This is a genomic window from Nonomuraea montanisoli, assembly GCF_013363975.1.
In the GTDB taxonomy this organism is placed as follows: domain Bacteria; phylum Actinomycetota; class Actinomycetes; order Streptosporangiales; family Streptosporangiaceae; genus Nonomuraea; species Nonomuraea montanisoli.
In genome coordinates, this window is sequence record NZ_JABWGN010000013.1 from 162,852 (window position 1) to 184,840 (window position 21,989).

A 21,989-nucleotide genomic window follows, 5' to 3' on the forward strand; every position below is an offset into this window, starting at 1 on the left:
CGGTACGGCTGGTGCCGTACCGGGAGATGCGGTTGGATGCCGGGAGATGTCCGCTCATCCTCCCGCGCGAGCCACGGCCTCCCTCCTGGGTCTGGCCCTCGGCGACGCCTTCGGTTCCCAGTTCTTCGTCCCGGCCAATGAACCGCTCCCGGACTGGGCCGCGGGCTCCCCGGGTGATCACATGGGCCCGTGACGGGTCTCCCCGTCGAGGAACACGACACGGACGCCCCGTTCGCTGAAGTGGTCCTCGACCAGATCCGCGAGGGTGCGCTGCCCGTCCTGAGTCGCCCAGCAGAGGGGCTTCACGTAGATCCCCCGGTCCTGTGGATCGACGTAGGCCACACCGACGGTCTCGTGGGACTCGCCCCGCTTCTCACAGATCGAGTAGCTCGCGTCCCGCCAGTCGCCGCCGCCCACACAAGGCGTGGAGCCGTCCATGTGATACCCCTTCATCCCCAGGCAGTCCGTGAGGGCGCGCCGCCAGACGGAGTCGCAGGTCGACGCCTGCCGGAAGAGGCCGTCGGCGAGGTCACGCAGGCACGTGACCCTCACTCTCTGGCCGAACGCGCACCCGTTGGCGGAGTTCCCCTTCTCGGCGCAGACCAGGTACTCGCCGAGGAGGTCGGAGCAGCCGACCCTCAGCGTCCGGCACAACCCGAGAACCTCGACGTAGGCCGAGCAGTACTGGTGGTCGCTCCGGCTGTCGTCACGGCACTCGTAGTAGGCGGCGCGCGCCTGCGCGCAGTCGAAGCCGCTCGCCGGGTCGAAGGCGTCCGGGCAGCGCCAGAACTCCGTCTCGCCCAGGGCGCACACCTCGTCGGAACGCCGCGGGGTGCCCGTCCGGCACGACACGTACGCCTCGGACGACGCGGCGCAGTCCTGCTCGTCGTGGAAGCGCCCCATGTCCCCGAACACGCAGCCGGCCCGCACGACCATCGCCCGCCCGCACAACGCGGACGCGTTCCTCCCGTGGTGGGTCCGCACGCAGGCGTCGTATCCCGGCACCTTCGACCGGCAGTCGGGTCCCGCGGAGCCGCCGCCCTTCGGGCACAGCCCGGCGACCACGGCATCCGGATCGTCGACCGGGGCATGCCACGACGGCTGCGTACGGGGGATCCGCGGGGGTTCGGCGGTCGTGGAGCAGCCGGCGAGGAGAGCGACGGCCACGAGCGCCGTCAACACCCCGCGGATCCGGCGTCGCTCTGCGGTCATGTGCCGGTTCCTCTCGTGCCGCGCACCAGGCGCATGTCCTTGAGGTCCACCAGCCGCCCCTCAAGATCAGGGGCGGCCCCCGCAGCATAGTCGCGCGCCCGGCGGATCCGCGGGCGTCAGTCCACGTATGCGAGGCCGGTCTGACGCTCGGCGGTGACCTCCAGGGTGACCACGCCCGCACGCGCCGGCGTGACCTTGAAGACGATCCAGTCACCGCCCACCTCATCCGCGGCCAGCGGCTTGACCTCGTACCCGCCCTCATGGACCACGACGCGGCGGAACTCCGCGGCCAGGCCGCGCTTCGTCACCTCAGCCAGCACGTCCTCGACGGTCCGGCCGCTCACCTTGACGCCGGCCAGCGGCTCTCCGGGGCGGGTGACCGACTGCCAGTCGTTCTCGTAGGACTCGCCGGGCTTGGCCTGCCGGCCCAGCTCGAAGTGCATGACGCCGGGCTTGCCCTTGATCCCCGCCGGGACGGTCACCACCATGAAGCACCCGCTGTCGGCCAGGTCGCAGTCCGCAGGCTCCTTGCGGGCCCCGAAGGGCACGTTCAGCGGCGTCCCGGCGAGGCCGCCGCCCAGGCTCACGATCTCGCCGACCGCGGAGGGCGAGACCGGGATCACCCGGAGCTCGACGTTGAGGCCGAGGGCACGGAACGCCTCGGAGAACTCGCGCTGGTCGGCGTAGGGGTCCTTGATCCGCGCGACGTACGTCTCGCCCTCCTCGCGGATCTCCACCGCCGCGTTGGCGTAGGAGGTCGCGGCGCCGCCGGCCAGGCCCGGTCCGAACACGACGCCGAGGGCGAGGACGGCGGAGGCGGCGAGCCCGAGCAGCGCGCGGCGACCGCGGCGCCCCTCGTGCGGGCGTCGCGGGAGCGCCACCGTCGTCGCCGCGTCCCGCTCCTGGGCGATGATGTCGGCGAACAGCGCCCGCGCGCGGGCCCCGCCGGCGCGTCCGCCCGGTTCGTCCGGCGCGATCCGGGCCAGCGGCCTCAGCAGCTCGTCGATCTCGTCGATGTCCCTCACAGCGATCTCCCCACGGGTACGACGGTGTCGGTCAGCGCGCGCCGGACCTCGGCTTCGTCGAGCGCCCGGGAGAAGCGTCTGCGCGCGCGGTGCAGCCGGATCCGGACGGCGTTGCGGGAGAGGCCCAGCATCGTGGCGATCTCCTCGCGGTCCAGGCCCTCCCAGGCGACCAGCGCGAGCAGCTCGCGGTCGTCGTCGGGAAGCGTCCTGAACGCCTGCGCGATCGCGGACCTCTCGACGCTGTGGTCGGCGGGATCGCCGTGGAGGTCGGCCATCTCCGCGTCGAGGTCCCGATGCCGCGCCTGGCGGCGGAGCGCGCCGCGGCGGTGGTCGGCCAGCACGTTGCGGGCCACTCCGTACACCCAGAGCCTCGCCTCCGCGCCCGGGGGCAGTTCGTCGATCTTGCGCCAGACGATGACGAAGGTCTCGGCGACCACGTCGGCCGCGTCCTGCGGCGAGTCGCAGCGGCGGGCGGCATAGGCGGTGATCCGGTCGTAGGTCGCTGTGTAGACCGCTTCGAACCTGTGGATGTCATCTGACACAGGCGGTTCCCATCAGGACGTCCTCCACTTCCGGGATGGATGCGAACGCCCTGTTCATGGATGGAGGCGGCCCCATCATTTCGCCCGGAAGCGGAGAATCTCGGACGGCCTCGCCGCTCTTCGGCCCGGAGTGGCTCACGAAGAGCGGCGAGACGATCCTCAGTGGGGAAGGGGCTCAGCCCGTGTAGTCGGTGGTGTGGGTGTCGCCCTCCGGCCACAGGTACTTCCCGTGGTCGGCTGTCGTGTAGCCCTTGTTGTCGTCACCCGTGCGGGCCTGGATGAGGTTGCGGCGCCAGGTGGAGCCGCGCGCCGTCCCGCCCCAGATGCCGCCGTACAGGAAGCCGTAGAGCTGTTCGAGCTCGGCGGAGAAGACGTTGTCGGTGACGGTGATGTTGGTGGCGTTGTCGATGTCGCCGATGTGCAGGGCGTAACCCCAGCCCGAGACGTAGTTGTCCGTGACCGAGATGTGGTCGTACACGCCCTGGCCCTGCAGGGCCAGGGCGTTGGTGTTGCCCAGGGAGGCCAGGGTGTTGTGGCGGACGATCATGGGGCCGCCGTTGCCCTCGCTCTGCGGGCCGATGCCGTCGTGATGGTATTCATCGTGCGACGTGTCCGCCATGTCGTGGATGTAGTTGTTCGTCCAGGTGGACGGGCGTCCCGGGAATCCGGTCACCATCTCCAGGCCCGCGTTGCCCCAGATGTCGTTGTGGTCCATGACGGCCACGGCTTCCTTCATCGTCGTGGCGAGCTGCCAGGACTTCTCGAAGGGCGTGCCGGGCTTGGTGCGGGACGACGAGACGGTGCCGTCGTTGCCGGGCGGCATCGTGTAGGAGCTCGGCTTGAACGTCGAGTAGCGGAACGTGATGTTGTTGTCCGAGTAGATCTGGACGAGGTTGTCGTTGGGGTCGGTGCCCTCGAACAGGCAGCCGACGAACGTGAGGTTGTCGCCGTAGATCATCACCTTCTGGGCGAGGAAGCGCTTGTAGGAGATGACGCTGTTGTCCGGGAACTCGAGCCGCAGCGGCTTGTCCGCGCTCATGCCCGAGGTGTAGTCGGTGAGCTTGCCCGGATACGCGCCCAGGCCGAGCCCTCCGGCGTTGGCCGGGGTGTTGGCGTAGCCGGTGTTCGAGAAGTCCGGCCAGTAGCCGGAGCCGTCGTTGGGCCGGGCGTCGACGGCACTGACGACCTCCTCCGAACCGCTCGTCCGTAACTCGTCGCCGGAGACGACGTTCGTGGACGAGGCGGCGGCGAGGCACGCGAGGGCGACGGCGGCGGAGAAACAGCTCCGGACCAGCGCGCGGCCGAGCGGAACGCGCCGGCGGCTTTCGACGCCTTGCGGGGGTGATGTCTTGATGTCGTGCTCCGAGAGGGTCGGTACTGGTTCCGCCCCAGCCGTGCGGTGGCGGAGGCGAAACGTTTGGCACCACGTAGTGTGCCGGGGAGCCTCGATGTTTCGGGCGGTTTCTTGCGACCACATGGAGCAGCCGAAAAGTGCCTCCCCGTGATCGAAATCCCTCCCACGGGGCGGAAATTTCAGGTCAGGCGTAACGAGCGGAAGGTTCGGACCACTTCCTGGTGTCAGAGAACGCACCCGAACGAAGGGGCTGGGTGGTGACGGACGATGCGCACCGGTTCACCGGTATGTACGACGAATGCCGACAACGCGTCTGGGCCTACGTGGTCAGCCGCGCGGGCCGGCAGGTGGCGGACGAGGTGGTGAGCGAGACGTTCGCGATCGCCTGGCGGCGGCTGGACGACGTGCCGGAGCACGCCCTGCCGTGGCTGCTCGGCGTCGCCCGCAACGTCCTGCGCGACAGCGTGCGGGCCGAGGCCCGCAGGGAGGCGCTGGCCGCCGAGCTGCGGTGCTGGACCGAGGGCGACGTGGCCGACGAGGTGACCGAGCGGATGGGCCTGCTCCGGGCGCTGGCCGCGCTGCCCGAGGACGACCGGGAGATCCTCGTCCTGGTCGCCTGGCACGGGCTGTCCCCCAAGGAGGCCGCCCGCGTCGTCGGCTGCTCGTCGGCGGCCTACCGCGTGCGGCTGCACCGGGCCCGCAAGCGGCTCAAGCAGGCCATGGCCGGTTCGCCGCCCGGCGCACCGGCCGTCGGCCCGCGTCGCGGCGAGCCCGCCCAGCCGTCCCTGCCCCACGTTCGGAACCTCAGCGAGGAGTGGTCATGAACCTCATGGACGAACTGCGGGCGGCGCGGCCCGCGCATCTCGGCGACCGGCCGGTGGACCCGCGCACCAGGGACGCCGAGCTGGCCCGCGCCATGGCGAGGCCGCGGCCGGCGCGGCGGCGGCGCGCGGCGGTCAAGCCCGTGTGGGGTCTCGGCCTGGCCGGGGCGGCGGCCGCGGCGACCGCGGTGGTCGTGGTCGTGTCGGGGAACGGCACGGTGCCGACGCCACGGGGCCCCGACGGCGGCCGCCCGGTCGCCGTCAGCCCCAGCACGGCGCCGCCGACGCGGCTGAGGCTGTCGGCCCGGGACGTCCTGCTGGCCGCCGCGGAGAAGGCCGACCGGCGAAGCGAGGACAGCGGCGACTACTGGCACACGGCGTCGGTGACCCGCGCCGTCTTCGAGGCGGCGCGGGGCGGCTACCGGGTCATGACGCACGAGCGCAGCGAGATGTGGACGCCCGCCGCCGTCGGCGGCGAGCAGTGGGGGCGCGACCAGTCGCTCGGGGCGCGCCCGGCCACCGAGGAGGACCGCGAGGCGTGGGAGCGGGCCGGCTCCCCCGGCAGGATCGAGGTCACGGTGCCGGGCAAGCGCCTGCGCATGACGCTGACGACCTCCCCTGGCAAGGCGCGGACCAGCCACAGCCCGCTGGTGGACGGCGACAAGGTGTTCTGGCTGGGCAGGAACGTCACGATGAAGGACCTGCTCGGCCTTCCGGACGACCCCGGCGAGCTCAAGCGGTGGCTGCTGCGCTCGTACGACGGGCACGACACGGAGTCCTCCAGCGTCCCGATGGGGTCCGACGCCTGGCTGTTCAGGGTCGGCGCGGGGCTCATCACCGACATGCCGGTGACGCCGCGGGTGCGCGGGGCGGCGTTCCGCATGCTCGCCGGTCTCAAGACCGTCAAGGTCATCGAGAACGTCGGTGACGGCGAGGGCCGGCAGGGCACGGCCGTCGCCGTGGAGGAGCACGTCAAGGGCTCCGGCGTGCTGGAGCACCGGCTGATCCTCGACGAGGCGACCGGCCAGGCCCTCGGCGACCAGAGCGTCGTGGTGCGGCCCGGCGGCCGGCGACCGGGCTTCGAGCCCGGCACGGTGATCAGCTCCACCGCCCTCCTGGAGGCGGGCTGGACCGACGCCAAGCCCTCCTGACGCAGACCGACGGGGCCCGCCGAACCACCCGGTCCGGCGGGCCCGTCATGAGAGCGGCCTGATGCGGTGGGCCCGGCCTCAGAGCGGGCGGATGCGGTGGGCCCGGCCTCAGAGCGGGCGGATGCGGTAGGCCCGGATGACCGTCTGCTCCACCGCGGCGCCCGCCTCGTCCACCGCGCGGGCGCGCAGCGACACGTACCCCTCGCCGGCCGGATGGCGCAACACGGCCGCCGACCCCCGGACCTCGGCCCTGGCCCAGGTGGCGCCGTCGTCGTAGGAGACCTCCACCGACAGCCGCCTGACTGGCCGGGCGGCACTCCCCTCCAGCGGCCGGACGGTCACCGGCACCGTGAAGCGCCGCCCGGACGGGGCGGAGTTCCAGGCGTCGAGGGCGGGGCCGAAGCGCAGGACCGACACCGGCAGCCGCACGGGCGTGTCACCCGCGACGTGCCCCGACCGGAACGTCCACACGCCGGACACCCGCGTGGACAGCGTCGCGGGCGCTCCGCGCTCGCTCTCCACGACCAGCCGGTACGCGGCCTCCCCCTCGGGCACGGTGAAACTCGTCCTGAACTCCGGCTGCTCGCCCACGAGGACGCCGTCACGGTAGAGGGCGGTCCGCTGCGTGGCCCGGGTGGAGGAGCCGAGCGCCCCTCTGCCGTCGCCGTACATGAGCAGGTCGGTCGAGATGACGTCGCCGGTGCGGCTGACGCCGTCGAGATCCTTCTCGCCGGCCCAGGGCAGCGCGGGCGAGAAGACGCCGCGGTTCCACAGCTCCGTGTACGCCTTCCCCGCCCGGTAGACCGTGAACGGCGCGTCGAAGCGGTTGAGCCGGCCGTCGGAGCCGTACTCGAACAGGTGACGCCGCCAGCGGACGCCGTCGTCCGTGTTGACGTACTCGACCTGCTTGAACGGCGTGCCGAACGTGGTGAACGACAGGAACGAGAAGGCGACGCCGTCGCGCGGCCAGGCCCCGCTGGCCGCGTTGGCCCGCGCGTCGGGCAGGTGGCGGGCGTAGTCGGTCCGGATGGCGGCCAGGTCGCGCTGCGCCACGCGCCGCTCGAACCCGTTGACCATGCCGCCGGAGTGGAACCAGGTCAGGTGGTAGGCGTACGGGCTGCCGGTCCGGGCGGCGGCCCACACCCCGGCGACCTTGGTGCGCACGCCCGGATAGGAGCGGGCGGGGCCGAGTTGGGCGGTGTACGCCCCCTCGTAGGAGCCGCCGAGCCAGCCCGAGAAGCGCGGCGTCCCGCCGGCCGCCTGGTACTGGTAGACGATCTCGGACTGCAACGGGACGGCGTCCGCGCGGGGAGGCGTCAGCGAGATCGGCCGGCCCAGGCGCGCGTCGGCGTCCAGGGTCCGCGACCGGTCGAGGCCGAGGCCCGGGTGGACGAGGAGGGTCCGGCTGCGCTCGTCGCGGATGGTGGTCCTGACCAGCCATCTGCCCTTGGGCAGCCGCAGGGTGACCGGCCCCTCGGGCTGCTCCACGTCGACCGGCGCCTGGTCGGCGTCCAGGCGGTACAGCGTCGTGTAGGCGTCGCCGGCCGGCCCGCCGTCCCTGCCGGTGAACCTCAGGGTGAGATCGTAGCTCTCCACCTCCTTGTCGACGCCGACCGCCGTGCTGACGACCAGGTCGTCGTCGCCGGTGGCCACGACGTGCGCGCCGACGAGGCCGTCCGGCCCGCCGGCGCGGGTGTCGGCGGTGACGACGGCCTCCGCCTGCCCGCCCGCGGGGACGGTCAGCGTGGCGGGCGCGACGCTGAAGGTCCTGTCGCCCCGCACCTCCAGGCGCAGGGTCACCGGCTGCCGCTGGTGGTTGCGGTAGACGATCGTCCGGCCGGCCGGCTGGTCGTCGCCGTGCGGCCACGGCTGCCGTCCGAAGCTCAGCGCGGACGGTTCGGCCGTGACGGCCTGGCGCGTGCCGCGGTCGGCGTCCACGAGTCCCGCGCCCTGCGCGAAGACCCCGATCCCCGGCAGCGGCCGGGCGGCGCCCGTGAGGGCCGCCTTGAGCGTGTCGCCCTTCCAGTCCGGGTGCTCCCCGGCCAGCAGCGCCGCGACGCCGGTGACGTGCGGGGTGGCCATCGAGGTGCCGGACATCGCGACGTAGGAGCCGTCGCCGGGGCTGTCCTTGCCGCGGGCCGCGGTGATGTCGACGCCGGGGGCGGTGATGTCCGGCTTGAGGCCGTCGTCACCGGCGCGCGGCCCCCGGCTGGCGAACTCGGCCTGCTCGCCGGACTTGCTGACGGCGCCGACCTGGAGCGCCGCGTCGGCGGTGCCGGGCGAGATGAGCGTGCGGTCGGCGCCGTAGTTGCCGGCCGCCGTCACGAACAGGGTGCCGTACCGCTCGCTGAGCGTCCGCACGGCCTCCTCCAGCGGGTCGGCGCCGGGGGTGTCCGGGGATCCGAGGCTCAGGTTGACCACCCTCGCGCCCTGCTCGACCGCCCACTGCATGCCCGCCAGGACGGCCGAGTCCGCGCACCAGGTCGCCTCGCACACCTTGCCGTCCAGCAGCGTCGCGCCGGGGGCGACGCCACGGTACCTGCCGTCCGAGGCGGCGCCGCTGCCCGCGATCGTGGAGGCCACGTGGGTGCCGTGCCCGATCAGGTCGCGCCCGTTCTGGGCCTCGGTGAAGTCGGCGCGCGCCGCGACCCGCCCGGCGAGGTCGGGGTGGGTCACGTCGATCCCGGTGTCGAGCACCGCCACCTTGACGCCGGCGCCGGTGTGGCCGCGCTCCCACGCCTGGGGGGCGCCGACCTGCTTGACGCTCACGTCCAGCGTGATCTGCCGACGGCCGTCGAGCCAGACCTTGCCCGTGCCGCCCGCGAGCGGCTGCCACGTCCGCGCGGCGTCGGCCCTGCGCTGCCGTACGGCGAAGCCCCGCACCGCGTCCAGCGGCCTGAACCCGCTCATGGCGCGGACGGCCGGCGCGGGACCGGAGGCCCCGGTCGGGGCGCCGGTCGGGGCGCCGGTCACGAGCAGCGGGAGCTCCTGGCGGCTGTCGTCGTACCCGAGCTCCAGCAGCCCGGTCACGTCGAACAGCCGGGGGTCCAGCCGGCCGGCCCGGACCAGCGGCGCCGCGTCACTGGGTAAGACGCGCAGCCGGCCCCGCGCCACGTCGGTGAGGAAGGTGACCTTCTCCCTGCCCTCGCCCGGCTCGACCGTCGCGCTCGCGGGGCCGGTCACGGTCACCTTGTCGCCGGTGACCAGCGTGACCGTCCGGACACCGGCCGCCGTCCGCGCCGCGGTGACCGCCTGGTCACCGGTGTCCGCCTGGTCACCGGTGACCAGGCGGTCACCGGTGGCCGAGACGGCCTGCGGCGGGGCGGCCGGCTGCGCGGCCGCTGATGGGAGGGCGGCCGGCTGGGCGGCCATGGCCGCGGCGAGCACGGTGACACCGGCCCACCATGTCGTTCTTTGCACGCAGTTCTCCGATCATCGGCGGAAATGTCACTACGTAGTGGCCGATGATCGGGTTTTGTTTCACGGCCCGGTCACCCGGGCAGGACCGCTCCGCTCCAGTGCGTGCCGGCGGCGGCGTAGACGGCCTGCGCCTCACCGTCGAAGTACGGCGACAGGCTCGTGTCGTACCGCTGGTTGGCGTCGGTGTCGGCCACGCTGATGGTGAGACCGTTGAGGTAGCCCCTGCCGCTGGCCTTGTCGTACCGCAGCAGCCAGGAGGAACCGAGCGAGCCTTCCCCGGTGAACGGGGAGTCGACGGCGAGCAGGTTCTCGGCCTTCAGGCTGGGCGCCGTGGCGGTCGTGGTGCGTCCGCCGGACGATTCGAGGCTCTCCCCCGTGTACGGCCGCCGGCCGTCGGGGTGCGGGCCGGCCGGGTAGCCGAAGAGGTCGACCGTGGAGTCCACCGGCTGGTTCCAGGCCAGGCCCTGCCCGCCGACGTTGTCGACCAGTCTGCCGAAGTTGGCCAGCCCGCCGGTGGCGGAGGCGACGACGCCCTCGTACACGTTGACGAAGGCGTAGTCGCGGTCGTAGTCGCGGTAGGCGTCGAAGTCGTAGTGCGCGAAGAGCTGCTTGCCGACGTAGAGGCCCGACGGGACCGCGCCGTCGGCGTAGCCGGGCACGAAGACCCACTTGGCGAGCGTGGAGCCGGAGCTCTCGGTGTCGTACGCGCAGTGCGCCGCGGTCGCCACGACGTTGCGGTACTGCGACTGCACGGCGGTGCCCGTGCACCAGTGCGGGTGGCCGTCGGCGCCGACGAAGAACACCTTGCCCGCGGTGGTGGGCATGCCGGGCTTGGCCGTGCCGGTGGCGGCGGGGAGCGACGGCGCGGTGAAGGCGGGCTTGCCGTCGGGCGAGATGCCGCCGCCACCGGTGGTGATCTGGTCGACGGCGGTCTGGACGCTGTACGGGGTGGCGGCGGCCAGGTTGGCGCCGCCGTCACCCAGCCAGAACGTCGCGATCTCGGCGGCGGCCGCCTGCGAGGAGACCAGCGGCTCGGTGGCCACGCTCGCGCCGACGGCCGCGTTCGGCGCGGCCACGAGGAGGGAGGCCAGGATGCCGACAGCCAAGGCACCTGATGTTCGATTGATCATGCATATCTCCTGGGCGACGGGTATCTCCGGCAAGAATTCGAACGTGTGATCGTCGCCAGGCAAGGACGTTACCGGTCTGCCCTGTCATGATCAATGGTTGAAGATCGGTTTTTTCACTGTCGGTCAGGAATGGTCACGGATCGCGGCAAGCGGAGGGCCGGTCAGGCGCGCCGCCAGCGCCAGTACGGGTCGTCGTTCTTGTCCAGGCACTTGTAACGCCGGTTGGTCGCCTTCGCGTACCCGTACCGGTCGCGCGCCGCCTTCGGACAGAACGCGCCCGGGGTGATGCACCGCCACACGTTCCCGTCCCTCTGGTAGGTGCAGGCGTGGGCGGCGACCGACGACGGGACCGCCGCCGAGGCGGGCAGGGCGGTCGCGACGGGAACGGCCAGGACGGAGCCGGCGAGGGCGGCGGTGACGAGCAGGCGCCTGAGCAACGTGTACCTCCATGGGCGGGGAAAGGAACACAGGTACGACGGCCGCTCGTGGGGCGTGGTTGACGATCAAGGCTGGCCGGATGCGGACAGGGACCCGGCGCGCCGGCTCACACGGCGATGGGGAGGTCCGTGCGCAGGTGCAGGGACTCGGCGGCGTTGATGAGCATGGTCGTCGCGTGGCCGAGCAGGGGGTTCGGGTCGGTGGCGCGGCACACGGTGAAGACGCGGCGGACGTGTGCGCTGTCGCCGAGCCGGAACACGCACACGTCGTGCGACTCGATCATCGCCAGCTCCGGGACGATCGCCACGCCCAGCCCCTTGCGCACGAGCTCGAAGGGCAGGTTGTAGTCGTTGGTGCGGAACAGCACGTCGGGGTCGAAGCCGCTGGCCGCGCAGATGTGCGACAGGTTGAGCGCGGCGTCCATGCCCTCGGTGTAGGAGATCCAGCGCTCGTCCGACAGCTCGCGGAACTGGACGCGCTTGCGGCCGGCCAGCCGGTGGCCGGGCGGCACGAGCACGTAGAGCGGCTCCTCCATGATCAACGTCATGGTCAGGTCCTTCGGCCAGTTGTGCGGCACCATGCCGTACTCGAAGACCACGGCCAGGTCGAGCCGCCCCTCGTTGACCGCGGGGATGGTCCGGTGCGGGTCGCCCTCCTCGTACCGGATGTCCACGTTGGGGCGGTCGCGGAGGAACTCGGCCAGCACGGCAGGCACCAGCCGGAACCCGGCGGACCAGAAGCTGCCGAGCCGCAGCCTGCCCCGGTGGGTGGTGGCGAAGGAACGCATCTCCTCCTCGGCCGCCTCCAGGTCGGCCAGCAGCCGGGCGGCCTTGCGGGCCAGCTCGGCCCCCGCCGCGGTGGGCCGGACGCTGCGCGGCAGGCGCTCGAACAACTGCACGCCCAGGGCGCGCTCCAGCGAGGAGACCTGCTGCGAGATGGCCGACGGCGTGAACCCGAGGCGCTTGGCGGCCGTCCTGAGCGAGCCGGTGGCGACCACTTCGCGGATGGCCTGCAACTGGACCGGGGTGAGCATCGCTCCAACTTAACAGTCTGGCCACTTGCATCACCAGAGCGCGGGCCATCAGGAGGCGACGCGATCACCCGCCTGGGCCGACGGGGCTGGTGAGATCGAGGAAGAGGATAAGGAGGAGTGAACAGCATGTGCACCAACGCGCATGCTCGATCACCTTGTCGTATCTAAACGGACCCCCAATATTGGTGTTTACGGAACGTAGCACCAAGCCCGAGAGGGGGTGTCCTGCGCGATGCGGTTCACCCAAGCAGCCACCGCGTTCGGCCTGGCGGGACTCCTGTCCCTGACCGCCTGCTCCGGAGGCGACGCCGCTTCCCAGGCGGCCGCACCGGCGCAGCAGAAGAGTCAGGAGCTCCACGACCTTCTGCCCGACAAGATCAAGAAAAGCGGCACGCTCAACGTCGCCGCCGGCCACAACTACCCGCCGCTGGTCTTCCTCGGCACCGACAACAAGTCCGTCGTCGGCCTGGAGCCCGAGCTGATGAAGGCCGTCGGCCAGGTGCTGGGCGTCGAGGTGACGTTCAGCCAGGCCAGCTTCGACAGCCTCATCGCCGGCGTGCAGGCGCGCAGGTACGACCTGGCCATCCAGGCGATGCTCGACAAGCCGGAACGCCGCGAGAAGGTCACCTTCGTCGACTACTTCAAGACCAGCAGCTCGCTGCTCGTCCAGGACAAGGACGCCCAGGCGATCAAGTCGCTCGACGACCTCTGCGGCCGGACGGCGGCCGTCGAGCAGGGCACCGCCCAGGCCGACGACGCCGAGCAGCAGAACAAGAAGTGCACGGGAGCGGGCAAGCCGGCGGTCAAGGTGCTGGTGTTCCCCGACACGGTCGGCTGCCTGCAGGCCGTCTCCACCGGCCGGGCCAACGCCTTCATCGGCGGCACCCCCACCATCACCTACCAGGCCGAGCAGTCCGGCGGCCGGATGAAGCAGGTCGGCGAACCGTACCGCTTCCTGCCGTACGGCATCCTCGTCAACAAGGAGGACCAGGACCTCGCCAAGGCCGTCCAGCAGGCGCTGCAGAAGCTCATCGACAACGGCTCCTACGCCAAGATCTTCGCCAAGTGGAAGATGTCGCCGGGCGCCCTCGACAAAGCGGTGATCAACGGCGGCGAGTCGTGACCACGAGCCAGCAGACCGCACGCCCCGCCGTCAAGGCGGAGATCCAGGCAGTCCCGCTGCGCCATCCGGGGCGCTGGGTGGGCGCAGGCGTGCTCGGCTTCGTGGTGATCTTCCTGCTGCAGGGCTGGGTGGCCAACCCGCGCATGCAGTGGGAGGTGGTCGGCGAGTACCTCTTCTCCCCCGCGGTCCTGAGCGGGGTCGGCACCACGCTGCTGCTCACGCTGCTCGCCATGGTCGTCGGCATCGCGGGCGGCGTGGTCCTGGCCGTGCTGCGCATGTCGCCCAACCCCCTGCTGTCGTCGCTGAGCGGGTTCTACATCTGGATCTTCCGCGGTGTGCCGCTGCTGGTGCAGTTGCTGTTCTGGTACTTCCTGTCCGCGGTGGTGCCGACGATCGGGCTCGGCGTGCCCTGGGGGCCGACGTTCGTGCAGTTCGACACCAACATGATCATCACTCAGCTCGCCGCGGCGGTGCTGGGCCTCGGCCTGCACGAGGCGGCCTACATGGGCGAGATCGTGCGGGCCGGCATCGCCTCCGTCGATCCCGGCCAGACGGAGGCGGCCCACGCCCTGGGCCTGACCCGCTTCCAGACGCTCCGCAAGATCGTCCTTCCCCAGGCGATGCGGGTCATCATCCCGCCGACGGGCAACCAGGTGGTCTCCATGCTCAAGACCACCTCCCTCGTCTTCGCCATCGCCGTACCGGAGCTCCTGACCTCGATCCAGGGCATCTACTCCCGGAACTTCCAGCAGGTCCCCCTGCTCACCGTGGCGTGCTTCTGGTACCTCGTGGCCACGACCGTCATGAACGCCGGCCAGCACTACATCGAACGCAGGTTCAGCCGATGACGACCCTCATCCGCGCGGAAGGCGTGCACAAGCGTTACGGGACCCTCGACGTGCTCAAAGGCATCGACCTGGAGCTCGCGGAGGGAGAGGTGCTGGCGCTGATCGGCCCGTCGGGGTCCGGCAAGTCCACCTTCCTGCGCTGCGTCAACCACCTCGAACGCATCGACGCCGGCCGCCTCTACTTCCGCGACCGCCTGATCGGCTACGAGGAGCGCGACGGCAAGGCGTACGAGCTGCCGGACAAGGCCATCGCCGCCCAGCGGGTGGACATCGGGATGGTCTTCCAGCGCTTCAACCTCTTCCCGCACATGACCGCGCTCGAGAACATCATGATGGCGCCGATCATGGTCAAGAAGGAGCCGAAGGCCGAGGTGCGCGAGCGCGCCCACGCCCTGCTGGCCCGGGTGGGACTGGCCGACAAGGCGCACAGCCGCCCCGACCAGCTCTCCGGCGGCCAGCAGCAGCGCGTCGCCATCGCCCGCGCCCTGGCGATGCGGCCCGGCCTCATGCTGTTCGACGAGCCGACCTCGGCCCTCGACCCCGAGCTCGTGGGCGAGGTCCTGGACGTCATGCGCGACCTGGTGCGCGCGGACGGCATGACCATGATCATCGTCACGCACGAGATGGGATTCGCCCGCGAGGTGTGCGACACCATCGTCTTCATGGACGGCGGGGTCGTCGTGGAATCCGGTCCGCCGTCCTCGCTGCTCGGCGACCCCCGGCACGAGCGCACCCGGGCCTTTCTCAGCAAGGTTCTCTGACCCCGAAGGGTGGATACCCACGTGTCCCGCGTCATCGTCCTCGGCGCCGGAGTGCTCGGCGCCTCCGTCGCCTACCACCTGGCCGTCGCAGGGGCCCAGGTCGTCGTCATCGAAGCCGGCGGCCCCGCCGCCGGCACCTCCAGCGCGACCTTCTCCATGGACGTCACCCATCTGAAGACCCCGCGCGCCTACTACGACCTGAACCGGGCCAGCGCCGCCCTGCACGCCACGCTCGCCGAGGAGCTCGGGGGCCCGTCATGGCGGCACCCCATGCCCGCCATCCAGTGGGGCGACAGCGAGGAGAGCCGGCGGGGGCTCAGGGAGCGCGCCGTCCGCCTGATGTCCTGGGGGCATCCCTGCCGCATCGCCGACCCGGCCGAGCTGCGCGAGCTCGCGCCCGACGTCGATCCCGCGGCGTGCACGGCGGACGAGCTCGTGGTCCACGACCAGAGCGCGTGGTACGACGCCCCGCTCTTCGTCCAGCGCCTGCTCGACCGCGCCGCCGAGCTCGGCGCCGACATCAGGTACGGCCTGCGGGCGCACGCGCTGATCCGCAGCGGCGACGCCGTCACGGGCGTCGAGACCGGGACGCGGCGCTGGGAGGCCGACTGGGTGGTCAACTGCACCGGGCCGGACGCCGACCGCGTCGCGGCGCTCGCCGGCACCGACCTGCCCATGACCCGGATCCCCGGGCTGGTCGGGGAGAGCACCCCCGTCCCCGGCCTCCGGCTCGGCGCCATCCTGGCCACGCCCGAGGTGGACCTGCGGCCCGCCCCCGGGGACCGGATCTGCTCCATCTCCTGGCCGGTCGACGCGCTGCTGCCCGGCCAGAGCGACGACGCCCTGGCGGAACGGCTGCACGCCGGCGGCCAGCGCGTCCTTCCCGCGCTGCGCGCCGCCCGGCTGGCCGGCGTCCGCCTCGGGGTCCGGCCCGTGCCGGCGGACGGCCTGCCGCTGGCGGGCACGCACCCCGGCGCCCCCGGCCTCTATCACCTCGTCACCCACAGCGGCGTCAACCTCGCGCCCGAGCTCGGCCGCCTCGCGGCCGAGGAGATCATCGGCGGCGACGGGCCCGGCCTCGCCGACTACCGCGTCACCCGCGGTGTCGCGGCGTCGGTGAAGGACGAGAGCCTGACCCTCATGACCACCCGCTGAGCCGGCGCCGCACCCCCGTGGCCCGGCCTAGGAGCAGGTGATGCCGAACGGGCCGGGCGTGGACGGGCCGCCGGCCTGGAAGCCGAAGGCGGCGGACGCGCCCGGCGCCAGGCTCGTGGCCCAGCTCGGCGCCTTGACCGTCCAGGTGGTGCCCGACGACGTGATGGTGGAGTTCCAGGCGTTGGTGAGGGTCACGCCGGACGGCACGGTCCAGGTGACCGTCCAGTTGTTCCAGGTGGTGGTCCCGGTGTTGCGCACCGTCACGTCGGCCGTGTAGCCGCCCTGCCAGGCGTTGGCGACCCGGTGGTTCACGTCGCAGGAGACGCCCGGGCCGCCCGTCGGCGTGGGGGTCGGGGTCGGCGTGGGGGTGGGCGTCGGCGTGGGGGTCGAGCCGTTCGACGTGGTGTAGGCGACCTTGGTGTACGGCGCGCCGCACTGCGGGGCGCAGCCCGCCGGAAGCGTGAAGCTGTACACGCGCCCTCCGTTGATCAGCGTGTCCGTGACGTCCCGGACCCGGATCTGGAACTGGTTGCCGCCCGACGCGGTGCCGCCGATGACGTACGACTGGCCCATGTCGCCGTTCATCCGCGCCGTCCGCCACGCCCCGTCGGCGAAGTACTCGACGCCGTGGATGCCGTCGGCCAGGTGCGAGACGGAGATGGCCGGCCACCACACCTGGGCGCCCTGCAGGAAGCCGATGCCGATGTCGCCGGTGTAGCCGGGCGCCGGGACGAACGACCAGGTGACGTGCCGGTTGTTCCAGTGGCCGGGGTACATGTCCCCGACCGCGGCGCCGTTCTTCACGAACCGGTTGAGCGAGTCCTTGGACAGGTCCAGATGGTACGGGTCGTCGCGGCACCAGCCGTTGGAGTCGCCGCAGCTGTCGGCGACCAGCATGGTCAGCTTCGCGCCCTTGTAGGCGTCGGAGACCCAGGAGCCGCCCCGGCAGAACGCCTGGTTCTGCGCGCCGTCGTTGGTGCCGGTGCAGTAGTCGCCGATCTCCACCTGCACGTAGCGGCCGCAGTTGAGGCCGTTGTTCCACAGTCCGGCCTTGCCGAGGTCCGCCCCCGTCAGCGGGCGCGGGTAGAAGCCGTAGTCGCCGGGCGTGTTGTAGACGTTGAGCGCCACGAAGTTTTGCGAGTCGAGATTCGCCTGCGGCAGCCCGCACCCGCCGTACGGCGCGCCGAGACCGTCGAAGTAGGTGGCGTTGCCCGTCACGGGGCCGGGCGGGTCGCTGACCGCGCCGGCGGGCCGTTCCGTCAGGGGGACCAGGGCGCACAGCGCGACCAGGAGACCGGGAAGCAGGAGGGCGAGCAACCGGCGGCGGGCGTGAATCATCGGACTCCCCACTCAGAGAGGTTCGGATCGAACCTCCCCGCGGGGCCCCGCCCGGTCAAGCAGAGGTGTGCGCGAGCCGGGAGAACGCGCGGTGAAGGGTGAAACTTTCATCGCGTGACCGCGTCACCAGCTCCACATCCCCACGCGCACCGGCACACCCGGCGAGGCGTGCAGGACCGGGTCGCCGTCCGGCGCCGGGAGGCCGGCGGCCTGGAGCACGTTCTGGTCCAGGCCGGTCAGCCGCGCGTGCCGCAGCGGCCAGTCGGGATGCTCGACCTCGGCGGCGGCCAGGCGTCCCGCCACGACGCTGAACAGCCGGTAGCGGGCGGTCAGGAAGTGCGCCGGCTCGTCCCGCTCGTCCTCGGCGAGCGCCGCGCCGATCCGCACGTCCACGTCGCACCGCACCCCGTCCGGTCCCGGCCACCGCCTCCGGCACCGGTAGCGCCTGCGGTCGCCCGCAGTGTGTACGGACATGTCCGACCAGAAGTAGGAAGCTCGACAGCCACGGCAGCACGGGAAGCCCCGGCGTCCGCACGTCGTCCATGCGGAACGGGGTCAGCCCGACCCAGGCCGTCCCGTCGAACGTCTCGACCGTCAGCGGCTCCGGCACCAGCGCCCGTACCGCCTCGACCGGGTATCGCCAGTGCAGGAACGTGATCTGCGACCAGCGGTGGTACATCACCGGCCACGCGACCCGCGGAGAGGGCGGGGCCTGGTGGCGGGTCGAATCGTCGCGGTGTGCCATGGGTGCGTCGCCTCCGGTCCGATCCCTACCCTCGCCCGGGGCGGGAAACGGCGACCGGCGGCCGTGACGCCTCGATGACGCCACACGTCACCTGCATTCGCATTGCTGTGACGTCAAAGTGGTGCCATGATGGCGTCATGGACCTTTCGCCGTACGTCGATCACCTCCGCCGCGAGCTCGCGATCGCCGCCGGGGCGGGCGGCGAGGAAGCCCGGGCGCTGGCCGAACGCCTGGCCGCCACGCTGGAGTCGGCCTCCCGGCTGGCGCTGCTGGAGGCTCTCTCGGCCGCCGCGGACGAGATCACGCACGACCTCGCGCCGGGCTCGGTCGAGGTGCGCCTGCGCGGGCGCGACCCCGCCTTCGTCGTGACCCCGCCGCCGAGCGCCCGGCCCTTCGACGAGGAGGGCGAGGTTGGGCAGGCCGAGCGGCCGCCCGCCCCGCCACCGCCCCCGGACGCCGACGAGGGCGGGACCTCCCGGATCTCACTCCGCGTCCCCGAGCACCTCAAGCCGCGCATCGAGGAGGCGGCCGCCCGCGACGGCCTGTCGGTCAACGCCTGGCTGGTCCGCGCCGTCTCCGCCGCGCTCGACCCCGGCGACGCCGCCCGCCGCTCCGGCCGGCGCCCGGCCCAGCAGAGCGGCAACCGCTACAGCGGCTGGGTGCGCTGATGACCACGCCAACCCACGACAAGGGAACCGGAATGCCGACCTTCGACACCCCCGACCCCATAGTCGCCGTCCTCGACCTGGCGACCGCCACCGTCCGGATCGACGCGGGCGACCGCGCCGACACCGTCGTCGAGGTCCGCCCGAGCGACGCGCACGACGACGCCGACGTGCAGGCCGCCCGGCACACGCAGGTCGAGTACGCCGACGGCCGGCTCCTGGTGCGGGGCGGCAAGGACCAGACCGGCCCGGGCTTCGGCCGGGGGCTGTCGCTCGACAGGCTCGTGGAGTCGCCCGCCGACTGGGCGCGTTCGCTGCTGCACGGCCCGGGCTCGGTCGAGGTGACGATCAGCCTGCCGGCCGGCTCCAGCGTCGACGCCAGGTCCGCGGCGGGCCTGCGCTGCCGGGGGCCGCTCGGCGAGGTCTCGTTCACCACGTCCTACGGCGACATCCGGGTCGAGCGGGCCGGCCGGCTACGGCTGAAGAGCACCCACGGCGACATCTCGGTCACCCGCGCGTCCGGGCACGCCGAGGTCACCACGACCCACGGCGGCATCCGCATCGGCGAGATCGACGGGACCGCCGTGGTCAGGACCTCACACGGTGACGTCCGCATCGGCGAGGTGACCGGCGAGCTGCGGCTGAACAGCGCCCACGGCCACGTCACCGTCGACCGGGCCGGAGCCGGCGTCGCCGCCAGGACGGCGTACGGCAGCGTGGAGATCGGCGAGGTGACGTCCGGCTCGGTCGTCATGGAGACCACCGGCGGCGGACTGGATCTCGGCATCCGCGAGGGCACCGCCGCCTGGCTGGACGTGAGCTCCAGGTACGGCACCGTGGACGTCTCCCTCTCCCCCAGCGACGCCCCCGGCCGGACGGACCGGACCGTCGAGGTGCGGGCCCACACCACCTACGGCGACATCGCCGTCCACCGTTCCTGACGACTGAGGAGAGTGTCATGCCTGACGCGATCATGGCCGAAGGGCTGGTCAAGAAGTACGGCGACGTGACGGCCCTCGACGAGATGGAGCTGACCGTCCCGGAAGGGACGGTGTTCGGGCTGCTCGGCCCGAACGGCGCCGGCAAGACCACCACGGTGCGCATCCTCACCACGCTGCTCCGACCGGACGCCGGGCACGCCACGGTCGCCGGGCTCGACGTCGTCCGTGACGCCGGCCGGCTGCGCGCCCGCATCGGCGTCTCCGGCCAGTACGCCGCCGTGGACGACCACCTCACCGGCGCCGAGAACCTGGAGATGGTCGGCCGCCTCTACCACCTCGGCGCCGGACGCAGCCGCCGGCGCGCCCGCGAGTTACTGGAGCGCTTCGACCTGACCGAGGCGGCCGACCGCCCCGTGCAGGGCTACTCCGGCGGCATGCGCCGCCGGCTCGACCTGGCCGGGGCGCTGGTCGCCGCCCCGCCCGTGCTGTTCCTCGACGAGCCCACCACCGGGCTCGACCCCCGCGCCCGGATCGGCCTGTGGGACGTCATCGCCGAGCTCGTCGCGGAGGGCACCACCGTGCTGCTCACCACCCAGTACCTGGAGGAGGCCGACCGGCTCGCCGACCGCATCGCGGTGGTCGACCACGGGCGCGTGATCGCGCTCGGCACCGCCGACGAGCTGAAGGACCAGGTCGGCGGCGAGCGCGTCGAGCTGTCGCTGGCCGACGCGGCGGGCCTGGAGAGCGCCGCCCGGACGCTGGCGCCGCTCGCCGCCGGCGACGTGCGGATCGACTCCGCCGCCCTCCAGATGACGATCCCGGTCTCCGGCGGCGTGGCGGCGCTCACCCGGGCGCTCGGCGACCTGGCCGCCGAGCGGATCACCGTACGCGACGCCGGCCTGCGCCGGCCGACCCTGGACGACGTGTTCCTGAGCCTCACGGGACACCAGGCCGACGAGACGACAGAGGAGACCGCCCGATGAACGCCCTGCACCTGGCCGTCGCCGACGGCATGACCATCGCCCGGCGCAACGCCCTGAAGATCCGCCGCGCCCCCGACCTGCTGGGCGGCGTGGTCATGATCCCGATCGTGTTCGTGCTGCTGTTCACCTACGTCTTCGGCAGCATGATCAGCCTGCCCGGCATGTCGTACGCGGAGTACCTGCTGCCCGGGATCTTCGTCATGACGATCGTCACCAGCGCGCAGATCACCGGCTACACGCTGACGCAGGACCTCCAGAAGGGCGTCTTCGACCGGTTCCGCACCCTGCCGATGTCGCCCTCGGCGGTGCTGACCGGCCAGACCGTCAGCGACGTGATCATGAACGTGACCAGCATCGTCACGATGGCGCTGGTCGGGCTGCTCGCCGGGTGGCGCGTCCGCTCCTCCCCGGTCGAGGCCGTGCTGGGGTTCCTGATGCTGCTGCTGTTCGCCTACGCCTTCTCCTGGGTGACGGCCACGGTCGCGCTGGCCCTGCGCACGCCCGAGGTCTTCAACAACCTCGCGACCCTCGTGTCGTTCCCGCTGGTCTTCCTGTCCAACGCGCTGGTCGACAGCACGCGCCTGCCCGGGCCGCTGCGGGTGGTCGCGGAGTGGAACCCGGTCTCCACGCTCGTCCAGGCCGCGCGCGAGCTGTTCGGCAACACCAGCCCGGCCCTCCCCGCGCCCGCCGCCTGGCCGCTGCGGCACGCGGTGCCGGTGTCGCTGCTGTGGTCGCTCCTGCTGCTGGTCGTGTTCGTGCCGCTGGCCACGCGGCTGTACACGCGGGCCGTCAGCCGATGAACGCCCTCTCCGACATGGATCGCGAGCGGGCGGTCGAGCTGGTCCAGCAGGCGTACGCGGACGGCCGGCTCGACCCCGCCGAGCTGGAGCAGCGGCTCGAACGCGCGCTCACCGCCACCTCCTCCCACGAGCTGGAGCCGGTCGTCGCCGACCTGCCGGACGAGGCTGTCGTGCTCAGCACCACCGGCGGACGCGTCACGCGGACAGGAGACTGGCAGGTCCCGCGCCGGCTGGTCATCGACTCCGAGTACGGCAGGGTACGGCTCGACCTGTCCCGGGCCCACGTCCCGCACGCGCGGATCGGCATCGAGCTCCGGCTCGGGTACGGCAGCGCCACGATCATCCTGCCCGCGGGCGCGAGCGCGGACATCGACGGGCTGCGTACCGGATGGGGCCGCGTGACCTGCACGGCGGCGGGCCGCCCACGTCCGGGCGAGCTGCACGTGCAGGTCACCGGAGAGATGCCCTACGGCCGCCTGACCGTCCGCACCGCGCGCGGATGAC

20 protein-coding genes and 1 pseudogene are annotated in these 21,989 nt (G+C 72.3%); 11 read left to right on the top strand and 10 right to left on the bottom strand.

The window, feature by feature from the left end:
• Positions 1 to 177: 177 nt before the first annotated feature.
• From HTZ77_RS31860 to HTZ77_RS31875, 4 genes are all read right to left on the bottom strand, one after another.
• Positions 178 to 1,212, bottom strand: coding sequence for a hypothetical protein (locus HTZ77_RS31860; RefSeq protein WP_175593429.1), 1,035 nt, complete (start codon positions 1,210 to 1,212; stop codon positions 178 to 180).
• A gap of 116 nt (positions 1,213 to 1,328) precedes the next feature.
• On the bottom strand, positions 1,329 to 2,237 hold the full coding sequence (locus HTZ77_RS31865) for a hypothetical protein (protein WP_175593430.1): 909 nt from the start codon (positions 2,235 to 2,237) through the stop codon (positions 1,329 to 1,331).
• On the bottom strand, positions 2,234 to 2,779 hold the full coding sequence (locus HTZ77_RS31870) for an RNA polymerase sigma factor (protein ID WP_175593431.1): 546 nt from the start codon (positions 2,777 to 2,779) through the stop codon (positions 2,234 to 2,236). The genes HTZ77_RS31865 and HTZ77_RS31870 overlap by 4 nt, the downstream gene beginning before the upstream one ends.
• Positions 2,780 to 2,954: 175 nt before the next feature.
• Positions 2,955 to 4,256: a hypothetical protein gene (locus HTZ77_RS31875; RefSeq protein WP_175593432.1), complete on the bottom strand. Its 1,302-nt coding sequence runs from the start codon at positions 4,254 to 4,256 to the stop codon at positions 2,955 to 2,957.
• Between the two features lie 134 nt (positions 4,257 to 4,390).
• On the opposite strand from HTZ77_RS31875, the gene HTZ77_RS31880 reads away from it, so the two are divergent.
• Positions 4,391 to 4,957: an RNA polymerase sigma factor gene (locus tag HTZ77_RS31880; RefSeq protein ID WP_328808892.1), complete on the top strand. Its 567-nt coding sequence runs from the start codon at positions 4,391 to 4,393 to the stop codon at positions 4,955 to 4,957.
• On the top strand, positions 4,954 to 6,105 hold the full coding sequence (locus HTZ77_RS31885) for a CU044_5270 family protein (protein ID WP_175593433.1): 1,152 nt from the start codon (positions 4,954 to 4,956) through the stop codon (positions 6,103 to 6,105). The genes HTZ77_RS31880 and HTZ77_RS31885 overlap by 4 nt, the downstream gene beginning before the upstream one ends.
• Before the next feature lie 108 nt (positions 6,106 to 6,213).
• Here the strand turns inward: HTZ77_RS31885 and HTZ77_RS31890 are convergent, their stop codons facing one another.
• The 4 genes from HTZ77_RS31890 to HTZ77_RS31905 all read right to left on the bottom strand — a co-directional run bounded on the left by HTZ77_RS31890 (position 6,214) and on the right by HTZ77_RS31905 (position 12,126).
• Positions 6,214 to 9,525, bottom strand: a complete 3,312-nt coding sequence (locus tag HTZ77_RS31890) for a S8 family serine peptidase (RefSeq protein ID WP_175593434.1) — start codon at positions 9,523 to 9,525, stop codon at positions 6,214 to 6,216.
• A gap of 71 nt (positions 9,526 to 9,596) precedes the next feature.
• Positions 9,597 to 10,631: a trypsin-like serine peptidase gene (locus HTZ77_RS31895; RefSeq protein ID WP_235995508.1), complete on the bottom strand. Its 1,035-nt coding sequence runs from the start codon at positions 10,629 to 10,631 to the stop codon at positions 9,597 to 9,599.
• 185 nt (positions 10,632 to 10,816) lie between these two features.
• Positions 10,817 to 11,092 carry a hypothetical protein gene (locus HTZ77_RS31900; protein ID WP_175593435.1) on the bottom strand — a complete coding sequence of 92 codons (276 nt, stop codon included), beginning with the start codon at positions 11,090 to 11,092 and terminating at the stop codon, positions 10,817 to 10,819.
• Between the two features lie 107 nt (positions 11,093 to 11,199).
• Positions 11,200 to 12,126 carry a LysR family transcriptional regulator gene (locus tag HTZ77_RS31905; RefSeq protein WP_175593436.1) on the bottom strand — a complete coding sequence of 309 codons (927 nt, stop codon included), beginning with the start codon at positions 12,124 to 12,126 and terminating at the stop codon, positions 11,200 to 11,202.
• Positions 12,127 to 12,358: 232 nt separating this feature from the next.
• Between HTZ77_RS31905 and HTZ77_RS31910 the strand changes: the two genes are divergently transcribed.
• The 4 genes from HTZ77_RS31910 to HTZ77_RS31925 are packed head-to-tail and all read left to right on the top strand — an operon-like array spanning position 12,359 to position 16,013.
• Positions 12,359 to 13,249: an ABC transporter substrate-binding protein gene (locus tag HTZ77_RS31910; RefSeq protein WP_175593437.1), complete on the top strand. Its 891-nt coding sequence runs from the start codon at positions 12,359 to 12,361 to the stop codon at positions 13,247 to 13,249.
• Positions 13,246 to 14,097 (top strand): amino acid ABC transporter permease, encoded by an 852-nt coding sequence (locus HTZ77_RS31915; protein WP_175593438.1) that lies wholly within the window; start codon positions 13,246 to 13,248, stop codon positions 14,095 to 14,097. The genes HTZ77_RS31910 and HTZ77_RS31915 overlap by 4 nt, the downstream gene beginning before the upstream one ends.
• The gene (locus HTZ77_RS31920; RefSeq protein ID WP_175593439.1) at positions 14,094 to 14,858 is read left to right on the top strand and encodes an amino acid ABC transporter ATP-binding protein; all 765 of its coding nucleotides are present in this window, start codon (positions 14,094 to 14,096) and stop codon (positions 14,856 to 14,858) included. The genes HTZ77_RS31915 and HTZ77_RS31920 overlap by 4 nt, the downstream gene beginning before the upstream one ends.
• 21 nt (positions 14,859 to 14,879) lie before the next feature.
• On the top strand, positions 14,880 to 16,013 hold the full coding sequence (locus tag HTZ77_RS31925) for an NAD(P)/FAD-dependent oxidoreductase (RefSeq protein WP_175593440.1): 1,134 nt from the start codon (positions 14,880 to 14,882) through the stop codon (positions 16,011 to 16,013).
• Between the two features lie 27 nt (positions 16,014 to 16,040).
• Here the strand turns inward: HTZ77_RS31925 and HTZ77_RS47740 are convergent, their stop codons facing one another.
• Together HTZ77_RS47740 and HTZ77_RS48840 are read right to left on the bottom strand one after the other, a co-directional pair.
• The gene (locus HTZ77_RS47740; RefSeq protein ID WP_175593441.1) at positions 16,041 to 17,351 is read right to left on the bottom strand and encodes a cellulose binding domain-containing protein; all 1,311 of its coding nucleotides are present in this window, start codon (positions 17,349 to 17,351) and stop codon (positions 16,041 to 16,043) included.
• Positions 17,352 to 17,474: 123 nt separating this feature from the next.
• Positions 17,475 to 18,096: pseudogene (locus HTZ77_RS48840) on the bottom strand (YqjF family protein).
• Between the two features lie 137 nt (positions 18,097 to 18,233).
• On the opposite strand from HTZ77_RS48840, the gene HTZ77_RS31945 reads away from it, so the two are divergent.
• From HTZ77_RS31945 to HTZ77_RS31965, 5 genes are read left to right on the top strand one after another with little or no spacing between them, the layout of a single operon-like run.
• Positions 18,234 to 18,764: a toxin-antitoxin system HicB family antitoxin gene (locus HTZ77_RS31945; protein WP_175593443.1), complete on the top strand. Its 531-nt coding sequence runs from the start codon at positions 18,234 to 18,236 to the stop codon at positions 18,762 to 18,764.
• On the top strand, positions 18,764 to 19,702 hold the full coding sequence (locus HTZ77_RS31950) for a DUF4097 family beta strand repeat-containing protein (protein WP_235995509.1): 939 nt from the start codon (positions 18,764 to 18,766) through the stop codon (positions 19,700 to 19,702). Before HTZ77_RS31945 ends, HTZ77_RS31950 begins: the two co-directional genes overlap by 1 nt.
• A gap of 17 nt (positions 19,703 to 19,719) precedes the next feature.
• On the top strand, positions 19,720 to 20,685 hold the full coding sequence (locus HTZ77_RS31955) for an ATP-binding cassette domain-containing protein (RefSeq protein ID WP_175593444.1): 966 nt from the start codon (positions 19,720 to 19,722) through the stop codon (positions 20,683 to 20,685).
• Entirely contained in the window at positions 20,682 to 21,485 is an 804-nt protein-coding gene (locus HTZ77_RS31960) for an ABC transporter permease (protein WP_175593445.1), read from the top strand. Before HTZ77_RS31955 ends, HTZ77_RS31960 begins: the two co-directional genes overlap by 4 nt.
• Positions 21,482 to 21,988 carry a DUF1707 SHOCT-like domain-containing protein gene (locus tag HTZ77_RS31965; protein WP_175593446.1) on the top strand — a complete coding sequence of 169 codons (507 nt, stop codon included), beginning with the start codon at positions 21,482 to 21,484 and terminating at the stop codon, positions 21,986 to 21,988. The genes HTZ77_RS31960 and HTZ77_RS31965 overlap by 4 nt, the downstream gene beginning before the upstream one ends.
• Position 21,989: the final 1 nt, after the last annotated feature.

Coding starts and splice junctions, on each gene's coding strand:
- HTZ77_RS31910 (WP_175593437.1), top strand. CDS start 12,359: ATGCGGTTCACCCAAGCAGCCACCGCGTTCGGCCTGGCGGGACTCCTG.
- HTZ77_RS31960 (WP_175593445.1), top strand. CDS start 20,682: ATGAACGCCCTGCACCTGGCCGTCGCCGACGGCATGACCATCGCCCGG.
- HTZ77_RS31950 (WP_235995509.1), top strand. CDS start 18,764: ATGACCACGCCAACCCACGACAAGGGAACCGGAATGCCGACCTTCGAC.
- HTZ77_RS31885 (WP_175593433.1), top strand. CDS start 4,954: ATGAACCTCATGGACGAACTGCGGGCGGCGCGGCCCGCGCATCTCGGC.
- HTZ77_RS31905 (WP_175593436.1), bottom strand. CDS start 12,126: ATGCTCACCCCGGTCCAGTTGCAGGCCATCCGCGAAGTGGTCGCCACC.
- HTZ77_RS31965 (WP_175593446.1), top strand. CDS start 21,482: ATGAACGCCCTCTCCGACATGGATCGCGAGCGGGCGGTCGAGCTGGTC.
- HTZ77_RS31920 (WP_175593439.1), top strand. CDS start 14,094: ATGACGACCCTCATCCGCGCGGAAGGCGTGCACAAGCGTTACGGGACC.
- HTZ77_RS47740 (WP_175593441.1), bottom strand. CDS start 17,351: ATGATTCACGCCCGCCGCCGGTTGCTCGCCCTCCTGCTTCCCGGTCTC.
- HTZ77_RS31955 (WP_175593444.1), top strand. CDS start 19,720: ATGCCTGACGCGATCATGGCCGAAGGGCTGGTCAAGAAGTACGGCGAC.
- HTZ77_RS31875 (WP_175593432.1), bottom strand. CDS start 4,256: ATGTGGTCGCAAGAAACCGCCCGAAACATCGAGGCTCCCCGGCACACT.
- HTZ77_RS31945 (WP_175593443.1), top strand. CDS start 18,234: ATGGACCTTTCGCCGTACGTCGATCACCTCCGCCGCGAGCTCGCGATC.
- HTZ77_RS31860 (WP_175593429.1), bottom strand. CDS start 1,212: ATGACCGCAGAGCGACGCCGGATCCGCGGGGTGTTGACGGCGCTCGTG.